Source organism: Streptomyces sp. NPDC043427 (assembly GCF_056436655.1).
Genome location: NZ_JBWKCC010000014.1, coordinates 201,258 through 217,941 on the forward strand (window position 1 = coordinate 201,258; position 16,684 = coordinate 217,941).

The following is a 16,684-nucleotide window of genomic DNA, read 5'->3' on the forward strand; positions in this document are numbered from 1 at the left end:
CTCCGCGCGGGTGTGGCGGGTACGGGCCCCGGTCAGTCCTCGCCGTAGCGGGGGTCCACCGTCTCCGGAGTCAGCCCCAGCAGCTCGGCGACCTGCTCCACGACCACCTCGTGCACCAGTGCCGCCCGCTCGTCCCGCCCCTTCGTGCGGATCTCGACGGGCCGCCGGTAGACGACCACGCGGGCGCGGCGCCCGTCCCGCGCGGGCGCCGTGCCACCCAAGGGCACCGCTTCGTCGTTCCAGGGCCCGCCGGGCCCGTCGAGGCGCGGCACCTCGAGCACCAGGAAATCGATGTCGGCCAGCTGCGGCCACCGTCGCTCCAGGCGCTCCACGGAGTCCTGCACCAGGTCCGCGAACACCTCGGCACGGCTCGCGGCGAGCGGCACCTGCGGCGGCGCGATCGGCCCGCGCATGCCCCGGCCGTGGCGATCACGACGGCGGGGCCCGGGGCCGGCGGCACGGGGCGGTACGGGGTTGTCCATCACTGGTGAAGCGTAGTCCCCGCCGGGGTCGCGCGCCGGTCCCCACGCGGCCCCACCGGGCGGCGCTGGCCACGCCCGGCGGCCTCGTACGGCATGTCGCGAGATGACCATTCCGGCCAAGCTTGGGCTCGATTCCGTATCCCTCCGAGACCGTCAATCTCAAGACAATTGACGGCGTTTGTACCGACTGGTGACCGGATCCGGAATCGTCCGACACCTCGGACAAGTAGGTCTATGCAGGTCAGCGACGTGCGCCTGGAAAGGTGTGTGGGGCGTTTCACAGGGCGACACGGTGAGGTGACCTGGGGCAGAGTCGTCGCGGCCCGCTCAAGAGTGCGGTACCGTCCAACGTCGTGAGCCCTGTACGTCGCTGTTCGCGCACCGCTTGCGGCCGACCCGCCGTCGCGACGCTGACGTACGTCTACGCCGACTCGACCGCGGTCCTCGGCCCGCTCGCCACCTACGCCGAACCCCACTGTTACGACCTGTGCGCCGAGCACTCCGAGCGCCTCACCGCCCCGCGCGGGTGGGAGGTCGTCCGGCTCCTCGACGGCTCCGCTCCCGCGCGCCCCAGTGGCGATGATCTGGAAGCGCTTGCCAACGCGGTGCGCGAGGCGGCCCGTCCGCAGGAGCGCAAGGCCGGGGCCGGTGGCGGCGGGGGGCGCGGAGCCGACCCGATGGAGGTCGCGCGCCGCGGCCATCTGCGGGTACTGCGCTCGCCGGACAACTGAGTCTCCTTACGGCAGTCCCCTTACGGCAGTCTCGCGTTCGAGCCGAAACGAGAAATCGCTTTCCACGCGGTGGAATCGGGGAGGCGTCCGCGTACGTCCAGGAACCGGAACCCGTCGCCGGCTCACTCGGCCTCGCCGCCCTCGTGGCGGCTCTGCCCCTCGTCCCCTCGCCCTGGTCCTGGTGCCTGCTCGGCGGCGTCCGCCTCAGGCCCCCGGGGGGCCTCACAGGGCTCCTGGCGGCCGCCCTGGTCGCTTGACTCGCCTACGGCATGGATCCGCCTTCGTCTCGCCCAGTTCGCCGCCTCCAACTAAGTCTCCGCGCAACTCGCCGCCATCGGCGCCGCCCTGGCGGGTGCGGGCGCCCTGGCCGCCGTACCGCACACGTGTGTGCCGGTCGCCGAGTCCTTTCCGCGCCTCCGTACGGACCGGCGCGCAGCGAGGAGCTCGACGAGGCCGACCCTCGCGGTGAGGTCGTCCGCGCCCACGCCCCGTACGCGCTGATCGTCGCGGTCTTCTCCCTCGCTCAATTACCGGCGGTCAAGGACTGGTTGCGCCACCATCGGCCACTTCGTGGCGGCGGCCGACGCGGCACTCGCCTTCCTGTCACCAGTCCTCGGCTGGTTCGGCGTCGCCGGCACCGGGCCGCACACCTCCGCCAACGCGCTCTCGGCGCCCTCCAGGTGACGGCCGCGCGCGAGTCGGGGCTGTCGCCCGAAGTCCTCGCCGCCGCCCACAGTCCGGGCGGGGCCACGCGCAAGATGATCTCGCCGCAGAACCTCACCATCGCCTGCGGGGCCGTGGGCCACACGGGCCGCGAGGGGGACTGCTGCGCAAAAGCTGCCGTGGAACGCGGGCCTGTTGCAGGTGAGGTGCCTGATCGTGGTCGGCCGGAGTTCGCCGGTGCTGGACTGGATGCTGCCCTGAGTCGTTCTTCGACCGTTCGCGAACGCCGCCCTGACCTGAGGTGACGGCTTGGAATCCACTCACGGTCCACACAGCGGACTGTCAGCCTCGGACGGGTAGTTTGGGATGACCGATAGGACTTTCAGGAAGGTTCGCCGTGGCTGCTGATCTGTCGCAGATCGTGAAGGCGTACGACGTACGCGGTGTCGTCCCCGACCAGTGGGACGAGTCGCTGGCCGAGTTCTTCGGGGCGGCCTTCGCCCGGGTGACCGGCGCGGATGCGATCGTGATCGGCCACGACATGCGGCCCTCGTCGCCCGGACTGTCGCGGGCCTTCGGGCGTGGAGCGTCGGCACAGGGCGTCGACGTCACCGAGATCGGCCTGTGCTCGACCGACCAGCTGTACTACGCGTCGGGCGCGCTGAACCTGCCGGGCGCCATGTTCACGGCCTCGCACAACCCGGCGCAGTACAACGGCATCAAGATGTGCCGGGCGGGCGCGGCGCCGGTCGGGCAGGACACCGGCCTGGCCGAGATCCGTGAGCTGGCGGAGCAGTGGATGGACACGGGCGCCCCCGCACCGGCGGCGACGACGGGAACGATCACGCAGACCGACACGTTGGAGGACTACGCGGCACACCTGCGCTCCCTCGTCGACCTGACCTCCGTCCGCCCCCTGAAGGTCGTCGTCGACGCGGGCAACGGCATGGGTGGACACACCGTCCCCACGGTCTTCTCGGGCCTGCCCCTGGAGCTCGTGCCGATGTACTTCGAGCTTGACGGCACGTTCCCCAACCACGAGGCGAACCCGCTGGACCCGGCGAACATCGTGGACCTGCAAAAGCGGGTCCGCGAGGAGGGCGCCGACCTCGGCATCGCCTTCGACGGCGACGCCGACCGCTGCTTCGTCGTCGACGAGCACGGCGACCCGGTCACGCCGTCCGCGATCACCGCGCTGGTGGCCTCGCGCGAGCTGGCCAAGCACGGCGGCAAGGGCACGGTCATCCACAACCTGATCACGTCCTGGTCGGTCCCGGAGGTCGTGAAGGAGAACGGCGGTACACCGGTCCGCACGCGCGTGGGCCACTCCTTCATCAAGGCCGAGATGGCGCGCACCGGCGCGATCTTCGGCGGCGAGCACTCCGCCCACTACTACTTCAAGGACTTCTGGAACGCCGACACCGGCATGCTGGCCGCCCTGCACGTCCTCGCGGCCCTCGGCGGCCAGGACGGCCCGCTCTCGGGCCTCGTCGCCCAGTACGACCGCTACGCCGCCTCCGGCGAGATCAACTCCACCGTCGACGACCAGGCGGGCCGCCTCGCGGCGGTGCGCTCCGCGTTCGAGACCCGCGAGGACGTCACCCTCGACGACCTCGACGGTCTCACCGTCACCGCCCCCGACTGGTGGTTCAACGTCCGCCCCTCCAACACCGAACCCCTCCTCCGCCTCAACGCCGAGGCCCGCGACGAGAAAACGGTCACCGAAATCCGCGACGAGGTCCTGTCCATCATCAGGAGCTGACGGCACAGGGCCCGGGGGCTCGCCCCTCACACTGCCGCGCCGCCGGAAATGACGGGTCGCTGAGCGGCGAAGGGATGGCGTGGCTGGGCGTCGCGCTGCAGGGGCGGGTGGTTGGGCTGCGCGGTAGGCCGTCTCAGCCCATCAGCGATTGAGGACGAGGCCGTTGAGGCCGATGGATAACTGGGGGCATAGCCCCCAGGCACGGCGTTCCCAGGTACGGCCCAGGTGTTTGTCATGCCGTCCCGCGCGGCCTCGGCCAGCTGCCCGAGCCCCCGCTCCTTCCCGCAGGCACCCGCGGCGCTCAGCCGTGCCGTTGGTCCGCGGGCAGTCGTGCCGCTGGGGATGCACGGGTGGGCGCGGACGGCACCCCGTAAGCGCCGGGCTACGCGACCGACCCCCGCCCCAGCCTCACCCAGCTCCAGCCTCACCCCAGCTCCACCTCCGCCCCGCGACCCGCTCCCGCCCAGCCCAAGCCCCGCCCCGCGACCCGCTCCCGCCCAGCCCAAGCCCCGCCCCGCGACCCGTCCCCGCCCAGCCCAAGCCCCGCCCCGCGACCCGTTCCCGCCCAGCTCCAGCTCCACCCCCGCCCCGCCACCCGCTCCAGCCCACCCCCAGCCCCGGCCACACCCCATCCGCCCCCCAGCCCACCCCACCCCCGCCCAACCCCCACACCGCACCCCCACCGGCGGTAACCTGACCAGGCACATCCGCACAACCACAAACCTGAGCCACCAGCCGTGAAGCACGGACCCGAACCACCAGCACAACCCACCCGCACACCCCCGCCCCGAAGGGACCCCCCATGCCGCTCGAAGCCGGCCTCCTGGAGATCCTCGCCTGCCCGGCCTGCCACGCCCCCCTCAAGGAGCAGGAGACCGAGCTGATCTGCACCGGACAGGACTGCGGCCTGGCGTACCCCGTCCGAGACGGCATCCCCGTCCTCCTCGTCGACGAGGCCCGCCGCCCCGCGTAACGCGCAACGACGACCCGGCGATCGGAGACTGCCGCCCATGCTCGACGAATCGCTGCTCGACACGCCGGAGGCCCTCGCCGAGGCCGACCACCGCGCCCTCCTGCGCGGCGCCGCCGAAGCGGGCGCCCGCGTCCGCACGGCCCTGCGGCACGCCACCGAGGCCGGCGTCAACGACCTCAAACCCGACGGCCGCCCGCGCGCGATCCTCATCGCGGGCCCCGGCGCCGCCGCCACCTGCGTCGCCGACCTCCTCGGCTCCCTCGCCGGCACCGGCTGCCCCGTCATCCGCCTCACCCCCACCGGCGTGGCCCCCGCCGCCGGCGCCCTGCGCTGGGAACTCCCCGGCTGGGCCGGCTCCGTGGACCTGCTCATCGTCGCCACCCCCGACGGCTCCGAACCGTCCCTCGCCCTCCTCGCCGAGCAGGCCTACCGACGCGGCGTCACCGTCGTCGCCGTCGCCCCCGCCGGCTCCCCGCTCACCGAGTCGGTCAGCACCTCGCACGGCCTGTTCGTGCCCATGGCGACCGCCCCATACGAGCAGGACGAACAGCCGCCCGTCGCCGCCTCCGCCCCCGGCGTCCTGTGGGCCCTGTTCACCCCGCTCCTCGCGATCCTGGACCGCGCCGGCCTGATCTCCGCCCAGCCCGACGCCCTCGAGAAGGTCGCCGACCGCCTCGACCAGGTCGCCGAACGCTGCGGCCCCGCGATCGCGACCTACAGCAACCCCGCCAAGACGCTGGCCGCCGAACTCGCCGACTCCCTCCCCGTGATCTGGACCGAGGGCACCTCCGCGGGCCCCGCCGGCCACCGTTTCGCCGCCGCCCTCGCCGAGCTCTCCGGCACCCCCGCGGTCGTCGCCGAACTGCCCGAGGCGCTCGCCGGGCACAGTGCCCTGCTCGCCGGCCCGCTGGCCGCCAGCGCCGACCCCGACGACTTCTTCCGCGACCGCGTCGAGGAACCGCCCGCCCTCCACGCGCGCGTGGTGCTGCTCCGCGACCGCCCGATCGGCGGCCTCACCGCCGCCCCCGCCGCCCGTGACCTGGCCCTCAGCCACGACACCCCGATCAGCGAACTCGAGCCCGAGCCCGGCGGCGAACTGGAGACCCTCGCCGAACTGATCGCCATCACGGATTTCGCCGCCGTTTACCTGGCGCTCGCCTCGGGTGCCCGATCATGACCACGACTACCTGAGCGTCGTACGGACGCCGAGGGAGTCGCAGGGCAGCCGAGAGAGCCTACGGACCGTCCCGAGAGTCGTACGAGAGAACCAGCAGAGAGAAGCACGACGTACATGGACCGCCTCGACAACACCGTGCGCCCCTACGCCTGGGGTTCCCCCACCGCCATCCCGAAGCTGCTCGGCACCGAGCCGACCGGTGAACCGCAGGCGGAGATGTGGATGGGTGCGCACCCGGGCGCCCCCTCGCGCACCGCGCGCGGCACGCTCGTCGAGGTCATCGACGCCGACCCGAAGCGAGAGCTCGGCGAAAAGGCCGTCGCCAAGTTCGGCCCCCGCCTGCCGTTCCTCCTCAAGATCCTCGCAGCCGGCGCCCCGCTCTCCCTTCAGGTGCATCCCGACCTGGAGCAGGCCCGGGAGGGTTACGCCGACGAGGAGCGCCGCAACATTCCCGTCGACGCCCCGTACCGCAACTACAAGGACGCCAACCACAAGCCCGAGCTGATCTGCGCCCTCAGCGAGTTCGACGGGCTGTGCGGTTTCCGCGACCCGGCCCGCGCGGCCGACCTCCTCGAGGGTCTCGGCGTCGACTCCCTCAAGCCGTACGTCGACGTCCTGCGCGCCCACCCCGAGGACGCGGCGCTGCGCGAGGTCCTCACCGCCGTACTGACCGCCGACCCCGCGGAGATGGCCCACACCGTCGCCGAGACCGCGGCCGCCTGCGACCGACTCGGCGGCGACTACGCCCCCTACGCGGGCATCGCCCACCACTACCCGGGCGACCCTGGAGTCATCGCGGCGATGCTGCTCAACCACGTCCGGCTCCAGCCCGGCGAGGCCCTGTACCTCGGAGCCGGTATACCGCACGCCTACCTCAGCGGCCTCGGCGTAGAGATCATGGCCAACTCCGACAACGTCCTGCGCTGCGGCCTCACCCCCAAACACGTGGACGTACCCGAACTCCTGCGCATCGTCCGCTTCGAGGCCGGCGACCCCGGCGTGCTGCGCCCGGAAGCCACACCGGACGGCGAGGAGGTCTACGAGACCCCCATCGACGAGTTCCGGCTCTCCCGCCACGTCCTCCCCGAGAGCGGCGGCGCCCACGACCTCACCCGCGCGACCCCGCAGATCCTGCTCTGCACGGCTGGAACCGTCCGCGCGGGGGAACACGAACTGACGCCCGGCCAGTCGGTCTTCGTCCCGGCGGGCGAAACGGCCGAGGTGTCCGGAGCCGGAACGGTCTTCCGGGCCACCGTCGTCGCCTGAGGTCGCACCGCCGACGGCCCGTCCCACCGCTGCCGGACCGGGCTGCAACAATGGCCCACCGGCAAAGCACGGGCAAAGGCCTGGACGGCGTACGTACGAAGGCGAAGGGAACACGCGAACACATGAGCGCGTCAGGCGGCACCAAGGCGATCGTGGCGGCACTCGGGGCCAACCTCGCGATCGCGGCATCGAAGTTCGTGGCGTTCGCGTTCAGCGGTTCGTCGTCGATGCTCGCCGAGGGGGTGCACTCGCTCGCCGACTCCGGCAACCAGTTCCTCCTGCTGCTCGGCGGCAAGAAGGCCCAGCGCGAGGCCACCCCGCAACACCCCTTCGGCTACGGCCGCGAGCGCTACATCTACGCCTTCCTCGTCTCGATCGTCCTGTTCTCGGTCGGCGGCATGTTCGCGATCTACGAGGGCTACGAGAAGATCAAGCACCCGCACGAGATCGAGCACTGGTACTGGCCGGTGGGCGTCCTGGTCTTCGCGATAATCGCCGAGGGCTTCTCCTTCCGCACGGCCATCAGGGAGTCCAACCCCCTGCGCGGCAACCTCTCCTGGAAGGAGTTCGTCCGCCGCGCCAAGGCGCCCGAGCTCCCGGTCGTCCTCCTGGAGGACTTCGGCGCGCTCGTCGGCCTGATCCTCGCCCTCGGCGGCGTCGGCCTGGCGCTCCTCACCGGCGACGGCGTCTGGGACGGCATCGGCACCCTGTGCATCGGCATCCTGCTCATCCTGATCGCCCTCGTCCTGGCTGCCGAGACCAAGTCCCTGCTGCTCGGCGAGTCCGCGGGCGTCGAAGAGGTCAAGAAGATCGAGACCGCGATCGTCGACGGTGACACCGTCACCAGCATCATCCACATGCGCACGCTCCACCTCGGCCCCGAGGAACTGCTGGTCGCCGCCAAGATCGCCGTTCAGCACGACGACACGGCCGCCGAGGTCGCGTCCGCCATCAACGCCGCCGAGGCCCGTATCCGCGAGTCCGTGCCGATCGCCCGCGTGATCTACCTCGAGCCCGACATCTACAGCGAGGCCGAGGCCGCCAAGGGCCCCGACCGCGAGGCGACCCCCGGGGGCCCCTCCCAGCACCCCACCGAGCACTGAACTCCTCGCACACGCGCACGCCATAGGGGCCCGCCGAGCAAGATCGGCGGGCCCCTTACGCATGTCCGCGCGCGCTCAGACGTGCGTGGGCCACGACGGCCGCACCGGCACCGGCCGCCGCCGTCGTACGACCAGGGCGGCGATCCCGAACCCCAGCCCCGTCAACGCCACGACGCCACCCCAGCAGCCCGGCCAGACCCAGCAGCCCCAGCCCCATGACGTCGTCCGTCGCCCGGCCCCGTACGGCACCGACCGGCACCGTCCCCTCCCTGGCCGTCCGTGAAGAGCCGCGAGTCCACCGCCCTCGCCCGATGGCCACCGAGCACGAACAGCCGCCCCTCGGCACCTTCACTCGTACGGGCGGTTCAGTCCGTCGACCACACCGTCCTTCACATACGGCTCGTCCAGCGGCTCACCGTTGACAGTCAGGTGCTCGTCCGCGCCCTCACCGGTGCAGCACACGACGTGATCGCCGCCGACGCCGATGACCCGGTGCATGACACCGCCATCGCACTGGAAACGTTCCGGCACGGAGGAGAGCACCACGTCACCCTGCCGCACCTCGTCCCCGCCGATCCGCTCGAACGCGACCCGGTCACCGGGCCGGTTCGTCGGTGAATGCTGTCGCTGGAGACCGTGCTGCTCTGCTAGTGCTGTGACCGGAAAGGTTTGCCGGGAAGCTCGCGGCGTCCGGTGCGGTGCCTCGCAAGGCGGAGCATGACCCGCGTACTGGATGTACTCGGGTGATGCGACAACGCGGCGAGGTGCCGTGCCGGGCGTCGCGAGCCGGTGAACCTTTCCGGTCGCAGCACTAGCCGGCCCGCAGACCCCAGAAGAACCCGATCGCCAGCAGCATCCCCAACGACCGCAACCCCCCAGGCCGTGACCGCGAGTTTCCGCGCACCGCTCATTGCCGCTCCCCGCCCGCGCGGAACGTCCGCGGCCGCAGAGGGTGGCGGCCGACCATGAACAGCCCGTGTGGCGAGGGCAGGCCAGCGGCTACCGGATCTCGGCCAGCGCCCTAAGCACGGCCCGCTCGTCCGGCGCCCCCAGCAACCGCTCCCGGAACCCGCCGTCCATCAGCTTCCGCGACAGCAACGCCAGGATCCGCAGATGCTCGTCCCCCGCGGCCGCCTCCGGTACGGCGATCATGAACACCAGCCGGGCCTTCGTACCGTCCAACGAGCCCCACTCGACGCCCTCGCAGGACCGCGCGAACCCGACGACCGGCGCGGTCACCGCGTCCGTCTTGGCATGCGGTATCGCGATCTCCTCACCGAGCCCGGTCGTCCCCTGCTCCTCCCGCCGCAACGCCGCCCGTATCAACTCATCCACATCCCCGACCCGCCCGGTCCGCGCCAGCAGCCCAGCCAACTCCCGTATCGCGGCCTCCTTGTCAGACGCCTCGAGCCGGACCTCGACGGTCTGCCCGCTGAGATACCCGGAGAGAACCTCCGGCTGCTCCGGCTCCTCAGGTTGATCGTCGTCCGCGCGCGCCGCCTGTCCGGATACGGCCGCTTCCGTGCCCTGCGCCGGTACGGCCACACTCGCACCCTGTGCCGATACGGATTGCTCCGCGCCCAGCGCCCCCGCGCCGGCCCCGACCAGCACAGGCTCGGCACCGGGCACGCCCGCGCCCACACCCGGCGCAACGGGCCCTCCGCGCTCGCCGAAGCCCACCAGCAGAACCGTCGTCACCGCGGTCACCACCGTGCCGATCAGGACGGCCACGAAGAACATCGGCACACCGCTCACAGCGCCCAGCACCGCCACGATCGGCCCGCCGTGCGGCACCGCGTCCTCCACCCCGGCGAGCCCGGCCACCGCGCCGGCCACCGCGCCCCCGAGCATGTTGGCGGGGATGACCTGTGCCGGCCGCGCCGCCGCGAACGGGATCGCGCCCTCAGAAATGCCGAAGCAGCCCATGAACAGCGCGGCGAGCCCCGTCTCCCGCTCCTGCTCGGTGTACAGCCGCTTGCGGATCAGCGTGGCGAGGCCCTGCCCCAGCGGCATCACCGGGATCGCGGCCGCGCACATGCCCATGACCGTCTGGTTGCCGGTCGCGATGAGCCCCGTGCCGAACAGGAACGCCGTCTTGTTGACCGGCCCGCCCATGTCGAACGCGATCATCAGCCCGAGAATCGCGCCCAACAGCACCGCACTCGTGCCCGTCATCCCGCTGAGCCAGCTGGTCAGGTGCTCGAACACCCAGGAGATCGGCTTCCCGACGACGTAGATGAAGAACAGGCCCAACGCCGTCGTCGCCACGATCGGGATCACGATGATCGGCATGATCGGCTGCACGAACCTCGGCACCTTCACCTGCTTGATGCCGAGCACCAGATACCCGGCGAGGAACCCGGTCACGATCGCCCCGATGAACCCGGCCCCGGCCTCCGAGTCGTACAGCGACCCGGTGTTGGCGATCCACCCGCCGATCATGCCCGGCACGAGCGCGGGCCGGTCGGCTATGGCATACGCGATGTAGCCGGACAGGATCGGGATCATCAACTGGAAGCCGATGACACCGATCTCGTTCACGTCCGCCCAGAAACTGCCCTCGGGGATCACATAGCCCTTGGCCGTCGCGTCGCCCCCGAGCGCGAGCGAGACCGCGATCAGCAGACCACCCACTACCACGAACGGGATCATGTACGAGACGCCGTTCATCAGCGCCTTGTACACCACGCTCCGCTCACCGCCCCGGCCCCCGCCCGTAGGCGCCGACGACGGTGCGCCGTCCGCCGTGTGTACGGGCGCGGACCGCACCTGCTCGATCAGCCGCTCGGGGTGACGGATCCCCTCGGCGACCCCGACGGTCAGGACCCGCTTGCCCACGAAACGGCTCAGGTCCACGTCCTTGTCCGCCGCGACGATGATGCCGTCGGCGGTCCTGACATCGTTGTCGTCGAGGACGTTCTCAGCCCCGATGGATCCCTGCGTCTCCACCTTCATGTCGATACCGCGGCTCTCGGCGGCCTGCGCGAGCTTCTCCGCCGCCATGTACGTGTGCGCGATGCCGGTCGGACAGGCGGTCACCGCGAGCAGTTTCAGCCTCTTCCGCTCGCCGTCGCCGCTGCCCGTGGGGGGAGGGCCGGCCGGACTGGTCACATCGATCTCCTCACGCCTTCGTCACACGGGCCGCCGTCCCGGACGCCCCGCGGGATCGATCACTTGTTCCGATCTCCACGCATCCTGCCAACACCTGCCCCCGCCGCCAAAGACGCCAAACCCCCTGGTCCTCCCGGCCTGCCGCCCGCCGCTCCACCCCTCCCGGGCCTCTCCCTCCCGCAAACAGGGGACACCGCTCCATCGCCGTACTTGGCAGGATGTCTACGAAGGCGGACTGGGGCGGCCGGGACGACCGGTGTAGCTTGGGACGGAGCCAGACGTCGCTGCTGATGGCGGTCGGGCGGTCCCACCACGGACCGACCGAGGGAGAGAGGGCCTCCGACGGACTGCGCTGCGTGTACGCGGGCATGCCTGTGTCCTCCTTCGGGCACCCGTGTGTCCGCCGCCGCGCAGACCAGCCGTACCCAACCTCGCCCCAACCCCGAGGAGCAGCTCGTAATGACGACTGTCGAAAACCGACAGGACTTCAAGGTCGCCGACCTCTCCCTGGCCGAGTTCGGCCGCAAGGAGATCACCCTCGCCGAGCACGAGATGCCCGGCCTGATGGCGATCCGCAAGGAGTACGCCGAGGCGCAGCCCCTTGCCGGTGCCCGTATCACCGGCTCCCTCCACATGACCGTGCAGACGGCCGTCCTGATCGAGACCCTGACCGCCCTGGGCGCACGGGTCCGCTGGGCCTCCTGCAACATCTTCTCCACCCAGGACCACGCGGCCGCGGCCATCGCCGTCGGCCCGAACGGCACCCCGGACAACCCCCAGGGTGTCCCGGTCTTCGCCTGGAAGGGCGAGACCCTGGAGGAGTACTGGTGGTGCACCGAGCAGGCCCTGACCTGGCCGGACAGCCCCACCGGCGGCCCGAACATGATCCTCGACGACGGCGGTGACGCCACCCTCCTCGTCCACAAGGGCGTCGAGTACGAGAAGGACGGCAAGGTCCCTTCCGTCGACACCGCCGAGTCCGACGAGCACCGCGTCATCCTCGAACTGCTGCACCGCACCATCACGGACGGTTCGCAGAAGTGGACCCAGCTGTCCTCCGAGATCCGCGGCGTGACCGAGGAGACCACGACCGGCGTCCACCGCCTGTACGAGATGCAGCGCGACGGCGTCCTCCTCTTCCCGGCGATCAACGTCAACGACGCCGTCACCAAGTCGAAGTTCGACAACAAGTACGGCTGCCGCCACTCCCTGATCGACGGCATCAACCGCGCGACCGACGTCCTCATCGGCGGCAAGACCGCGGTCGTCTTCGGCTACGGCGACGTGGGCAAGGGCTGCGCGGAATCCCTGCGCGGACAGGGCGCCCGCGTCATCGTCACCGAGATCGACCCGATCTGCGCCCTGCAGGCGGCGATGGACGGCTACCAGGTCACGACCCTCGACGAGGTCATCGACAAGGCCGACATCTTCGTCACCACGACCGGCAACAAGGACATCATCATGGCCTCGGACATGGCCAAGATGAAGCACCAGGCGATCGTCGGCAACATCGGTCACTTCGACAACGAGATCGACATGGCCGGCCTCGCGAAGATCCCGGGCATCGTCAAGGACGAGGTCAAGCCGCAGGTCCACACCTGGACGTTCCCTGACGGCAAGGTGATCATCGTCCTCTCCGAGGGCCGCCTGCTGAACCTGGGCAACGCCACCGGTCACCCGTCGTTCGTGATGTCCAACTCCTTCGCGGACCAGACCCTGGCCCAGATCGAGCTGTTCACCAAGCCCGACGAGTACCCGACCGGCGTCTACGTGCTCCCCAAGCACCTCGACGAGAAGGTCGCCCGCCTTCACCTGGACGCACTCGGCGTGAAGCTCACCAAGCTGCGCCCCGAGCAGGCCGCGTACATCGGCGTGGAGGTCGAGGGCCCCTTCAAGTCGGACCACTACCGCTACTGAGCCGGTCGCAGTCACCGAGTCGGTAACCAACTCGGTACCGGGTCGGTAGGAGCCGGGGCGGCGCTCCCGCCCGCTGCGAGCGCGTCCGTGCACTGACGCGCTCCGCAGCGGCAGGTCCTCCGAGGCAGGCCCCCGCACCCCCGTGCCGGGGGCCTGCCCCTTTGGCCTTCGACCGCACCGATCCCGGTCAGCCCGTCAAGATCCAGGACCCCCATGCCCCGCGGCCGTTATTCGCTCCACGATCCGCACGATCACACCCCCCTCGCAGACGAGCACTTCCACTGCGCCCCCGGCCCCTCCGGCTGGCGCTACGTCTCCCAGCTGACCACCCCCTCGGGCGACCACCTCGGCTCCGTCGACCTGGCCCTCGACGAACTGGGCCGCCCCATCCGCCTCGAACTCCACGCGAGGAGCTGGCAGGTGCGCGGCGCCGCACTGGACGGCGTCACCTGGGTCCGCACAGACCCCACCGGCACTCAGGCCACGGAAGGCAACGTCCGCGCCCACGCCTTCACCGGCACATCCCCCGCATTTCTCATCGCCATCACCCGTCTCCTACGCCTCACCCCTTCCGCCTACGCAACCCGCGTACGCCTCGTCGCCTTCACGGACCCGGTCCTCGCCCCGCGCACCGTCGACCAGTCCTGGGCCCTGGTGAAAAGCGAAGCACACCCCACTGACAACGGCCCCCTGACCGTGGACGAATACCAGGTCACAGCCCTGGACACCGGCGAACAGCACACCGTGCACATCGCCGGCGACGTGGTCCTCGCGGCACCCGGCATCGAGCTGGAGGACCTTGAGTCACCGCCATCGGCGTTCTGGTGAGGCGCGCACGTCAGGGGAAAGGCGACGCCTGAGCCGCCGGGCCTTCCGCGCGGCCCGGGCAGGGTCACGCCGGCGGCACGAACCCGGTAGACGGGCGATCGACCGGGGGCTCGTTCTCGGGGACCGAGGGCCCGCTCACAGAAGCCGATGCCTGAGGCTGCCCGGGGTGAAACCCGGGGAGGGGCGCCGAGGCAGAAGGCAGAGGAGCGCCCGCCGGCGGTCGCTGGCCCACAGAAGGTGAAGGTCCGGGGGCGCCGGGAGGCCCGTAAGCGCCCGGCACCCCTACTGCTGCACCGGTCCCGGTCGCTCGACCCCCGGCGGCGCCACCCTCCGCCGCGTGCCGACCGGCCGCCACACTGTTCCCGAAGGTCCGCCGGGCCTCCCGCACCTGCCGCTCCTGCATCACGGCCGCCAGATATGCGGCCGGCGGAACTCCCGGCGGCATCGGAGTGCCCGTACGGGTCGCGAGATCGGCGGCGAGTCGTTCGGCCATCGTCCAACCGACCACCGGATCCAACTGCTGCATGCGACCCAGGTACTGCCGGATCTCGAGCCACAGCGCATCTGGAACCGCCGACAGATCGAGCCCGGAGAAGCGTCCGGCGAGCCAGGGCGGGGGAGGCGGCACGAAACCCGCGTGCCCGACGGGCACCCGTTCCCGCACGACCAGCGTCCCCGCGAACACGTCACCGAGCCGTCGCCCGCGCGCAGATACGAGCGACGCGATACAGGCGACGACCCCGAACGTCAGCAGAATCTCGACCACACCGATCGCACCCCGCACCAGCGCGTGCCGGAACCGTATGGGCCCGCCGTCGTCCCGCACCACGCGCAGCCCGCACGCCAGCTTCCCGAGCGAACGTCCGTGGGTCAGCGTCTCCACAGCGATCGGACCACCGACCAGAACGAGCAGGAACGTGGCGATGGACAAGGCGATCTGCGCGGCCTCGTCCAGGGAAGCCGCGGAGACGACCAGAACCATGGTCACGACGACGTAGGCGAACATGGCCACCAGGAGATCCAGCACAATGCCCAGCGCCCTGCTGGGCAGCCTCGCGGGGCGCAGCTCCAACGCCACCGCCTCGCCGGTCACCAGCTCACTCACGTCCGCCGTCCCTTCCCCTGCTCTGCCCCTGTAACGGCCAGTCTGCCAAGCTGAGAGCGCATCGCGCCGCAGTACGACAAGCTGACGCTCAAGACAGGTCGCTGACGAAGAGCCGAGGAGCAGGAAAACCGATGGACCTCGACGTCTTCGTCTCAGCCCACCGCGCCGAGTGGGACCGCCTCGAGGCCCTCCTCCGACGTCAGCGCCGCCTCACCGGCACTGAGGCCGACGAACTCGTCGCCCTCTACCAACGCACCGCCACCCACCTCTCCCTGATCCAGTCCAGCGCCCCTGATCCGCAGCTCACCGGTCGGCTCAGTCAGCTGGTGGCACGCGCGCGTAGTGCTGTGACAGGCAATCGGCGCGCTTCCTGGCGCGATGTGACGCGCTTCCTCGCCCACGGCTTTCCCGCCGCGGTCTACCGTTCGCGCCGCTGGTGGGTGCCCACCGCCTTGCTCTCGACCGCCGTGGCCGTACTCCTCGGCTGGTGGATCGGCACCCACCCTGAAGTGCAGTCCACCATCGCGGCCCCCAGCGAACTGCGTGAGCTCACCCGCCCCGGCGGCGAGTACGAGACCTACTACTCGAGCCACCCCGCGGCCGCCTTCGCCGCCCAGGTGTGGACGAACAACGCCCAGGCCGCCGCGATGTGCCTGGTCCTGGGCGTCTTCCTGGGGCTGCCCGTCCTGTGGATCCTCTTCCAGAACATGCTCAACCTGGGTGTCGGCTTCGGCCTGATGTCCTCCGCCGGCCGCCTCGACACCTTCCTCGGCCTGGTCCTCCCACACGGTCTGCTCGAACTGACAGCGGTCTTCGTCGCCGCGGGCACCGGGCTCCGCCTCGGCTGGACCCTCATCGACCCGGGCCCGCGCACCCGACGCACAGCCCTCGCCGAGGAGGGCCGCGCCGCCGTCGGTATGGCCATCGGCCTCGCCCTGGTCCTCTTCGTCTCGGGGGCCATCGAAGGCTTCGTCACCCCGTCGGGCCTCCCGACCTGGGCCCGCATCAGCATCGGCGTCCTCGCCGAGCTGGCCTTCCTCGCCTACGTCTGGGTCCTGGGCGGTCGTGCGGTCCGCGCCGGAGACACCGGCGACGTCGCAGAGGCGGAACGCAGCGCGACCCTCCCGACAGCTGCCTGATGTGCGGACACGCTGATCGAACTGCTACTGTCTCCTTCGCCCCACAAGAGCTGTTGACACAGCGCCTGTGGGGAGGTAGATTCGAACAGTTGCCTGGAACTGGGTTCACCGGTCGGCAGCAGTGAGTAAACTATCTGCTTCCGGAAGCAATGATCATTGGTCGCTGATTTCGAGAAGCCCCTCCCGATGATTCGGAAACCGACGGCCGGTCAAACCGGCTCGAAGCTTCTGATAAAGTCGGAAGCGCCGGAAAGGGAAACGCGAGAGCGGGAACCTGGAAAGCACCGAGGAAATCGGGTCGAGAAAAGATCTGATAGAGTCGGAAACGCAAGACCGAAGGGAAGCGCCCGGAGGAAAGCCTGAGAGAGTCTCTCGGGTGAGTACAAAGGAAGCGTCCGTTCCTTGAGAACTCAACAGCGTGCCAAAA

14 protein-coding genes and 1 pseudogene are annotated in these 16,684 nt (G+C 70.7%); 11 read left to right on the forward strand and 4 right to left on the reverse strand.

The annotated features are described in order from the left end of the window. Positions 1-32 precede the first annotated feature (32 nt). Entirely contained in the window at positions 33-482 is a 450-nt protein-coding gene (locus AC067M_RS23245; RefSeq protein WP_478698939.1) for a metallopeptidase family protein, read from the reverse strand. A gap of 302 nt (positions 483-784) precedes the next feature. Here AC067M_RS23245 and AC067M_RS23250 point away from each other — a divergent pair, with 302 nt between their 5' ends. The 8 genes and pseudogenes from AC067M_RS23250 to AC067M_RS23285 all read left to right on the forward strand — a co-directional run bounded on the left by AC067M_RS23250 (position 785) and on the right by AC067M_RS23285 (position 8,440). Further along, positions 785-1,213: a DUF3499 domain-containing protein gene (locus tag AC067M_RS23250; RefSeq protein WP_478698940.1), complete on the forward strand. Its 429-nt coding sequence runs from the start codon at positions 785-787 to the stop codon at positions 1,211-1,213. Between the two features lie 195 nt (positions 1,214-1,408). Then, a pseudogene (locus AC067M_RS23255) lies at positions 1,409-2,137 on the forward strand (L-lactate permease); the annotation flags it as partial. Between the two features lie 136 nt (positions 2,138-2,273). Beyond that, positions 2,274-3,638, forward strand: coding sequence for a phosphomannomutase/phosphoglucomutase (locus AC067M_RS23260; RefSeq protein WP_478698920.1), 1,365 nt, complete (start codon positions 2,274-2,276; stop codon positions 3,636-3,638). A gap of 802 nt (positions 3,639-4,440) precedes the next feature. Continuing rightward, positions 4,441-4,611: a Trm112 family protein gene (locus tag AC067M_RS23265; protein WP_133928598.1), complete on the forward strand. Its 171-nt coding sequence runs from the start codon at positions 4,441-4,443 to the stop codon at positions 4,609-4,611. Between the two features lie 37 nt (positions 4,612-4,648). Continuing rightward, on the forward strand, positions 4,649-5,788 hold the full coding sequence (locus tag AC067M_RS23270; RefSeq protein ID WP_478698921.1) for an SIS domain-containing protein: 1,140 nt from the start codon (positions 4,649-4,651) through the stop codon (positions 5,786-5,788). Positions 5,789-5,902: 114 nt separating this feature from the next. After that, complete coding sequence (gene manA, locus AC067M_RS23275) at positions 5,903-7,054, forward strand: mannose-6-phosphate isomerase, class I (RefSeq protein ID WP_478698922.1); 1,152 nt, start codon at positions 5,903-5,905, stop codon at positions 7,052-7,054. 122 nt (positions 7,055-7,176) lie between these two features. Further along, the gene (locus tag AC067M_RS23280) at positions 7,177-8,157 is read left to right on the forward strand and encodes a cation diffusion facilitator family transporter (protein WP_478698923.1); all 981 of its coding nucleotides are present in this window, start codon (positions 7,177-7,179) and stop codon (positions 8,155-8,157) included. A gap of 61 nt (positions 8,158-8,218) precedes the next feature. After that, on the forward strand, positions 8,219-8,440 hold the full coding sequence (locus AC067M_RS23285) for a hypothetical protein (protein ID WP_478698924.1): 222 nt from the start codon (positions 8,219-8,221) through the stop codon (positions 8,438-8,440). 65 nt (positions 8,441-8,505) lie between these two features. Here AC067M_RS23285 and AC067M_RS23290 read toward each other — a convergent pair whose 3' ends face one another. Both AC067M_RS23290 and AC067M_RS23295 read right to left on the reverse strand, forming a co-directional pair. Next, the gene (locus AC067M_RS23290; RefSeq protein ID WP_478698941.1) at positions 8,506-9,153 is read right to left on the reverse strand and encodes a S26 family signal peptidase; all 648 of its coding nucleotides are present in this window, start codon (positions 9,151-9,153) and stop codon (positions 8,506-8,508) included. A gap of 3 nt (positions 9,154-9,156) precedes the next feature. Beyond that, a complete protein-coding gene (locus AC067M_RS23295) occupies positions 9,157-11,268 on the reverse strand; it encodes a fructose-specific PTS transporter subunit EIIC (protein WP_478698925.1) in 2,112 nt (703 codons plus the stop codon). Between the two features lie 459 nt (positions 11,269-11,727). Here AC067M_RS23295 and ahcY point away from each other — a divergent pair, with 459 nt between their 5' ends. Then, a complete protein-coding gene (ahcY, locus tag AC067M_RS23300; RefSeq protein WP_478698926.1) occupies positions 11,728-13,185 on the forward strand; it encodes an adenosylhomocysteinase in 1,458 nt (485 codons plus the stop codon). Between the two features lie 213 nt (positions 13,186-13,398). Beyond that, a complete protein-coding gene (locus AC067M_RS23305) occupies positions 13,399-14,013 on the forward strand; it encodes a hypothetical protein (protein WP_478698927.1) in 615 nt (204 codons plus the stop codon). A gap of 64 nt (positions 14,014-14,077) precedes the next feature. Here the strand turns inward: AC067M_RS23305 and AC067M_RS23310 are convergent, their stop codons facing one another. Further along, positions 14,078-15,118 carry an RDD family protein gene (locus AC067M_RS23310; protein ID WP_478698928.1) on the reverse strand — a complete coding sequence of 347 codons (1,041 nt, stop codon included), beginning with the start codon at positions 15,116-15,118 and terminating at the stop codon, positions 14,078-14,080. Positions 15,119-15,249: 131 nt separating this feature from the next. Between AC067M_RS23310 and AC067M_RS23315 the strand changes: the two genes are divergently transcribed. Beyond that, on the forward strand, positions 15,250-16,257 hold the full coding sequence (locus AC067M_RS23315; protein WP_478698929.1) for a stage II sporulation protein M: 1,008 nt from the start codon (positions 15,250-15,252) through the stop codon (positions 16,255-16,257). Positions 16,258-16,684 lie beyond the last annotated feature (427 nt).

Bases quoted from the DNA above. Each gene is read 5' to 3' on its own strand.
- AC067M_RS23245 (WP_478698939.1), bottom strand. From the start codon at position 482: ATGGACAACCCCGTACCGCCCCGTGCCGCCGGCCCCGGGCCCCGCCGT.
- AC067M_RS23265 (WP_133928598.1), top strand. From the start codon at position 4,441: ATGCCGCTCGAAGCCGGCCTCCTGGAGATCCTCGCCTGCCCGGCCTGC.
- AC067M_RS23270 (WP_478698921.1), top strand. From the start codon at position 4,649: ATGCTCGACGAATCGCTGCTCGACACGCCGGAGGCCCTCGCCGAGGCC.
- manA (WP_478698922.1), top strand. From the start codon at position 5,903: ATGGACCGCCTCGACAACACCGTGCGCCCCTACGCCTGGGGTTCCCCC.
- AC067M_RS23280 (WP_478698923.1), top strand. From the start codon at position 7,177: ATGAGCGCGTCAGGCGGCACCAAGGCGATCGTGGCGGCACTCGGGGCC.
- AC067M_RS23285 (WP_478698924.1), top strand. From the start codon at position 8,219: ATGTCCGCGCGCGCTCAGACGTGCGTGGGCCACGACGGCCGCACCGGC.
- ahcY (WP_478698926.1), top strand. From the start codon at position 11,728: ATGACGACTGTCGAAAACCGACAGGACTTCAAGGTCGCCGACCTCTCC.
- AC067M_RS23305 (WP_478698927.1), top strand. From the start codon at position 13,399: ATGCCCCGCGGCCGTTATTCGCTCCACGATCCGCACGATCACACCCCC.
- AC067M_RS23315 (WP_478698929.1), top strand. From the start codon at position 15,250: ATGGACCTCGACGTCTTCGTCTCAGCCCACCGCGCCGAGTGGGACCGC.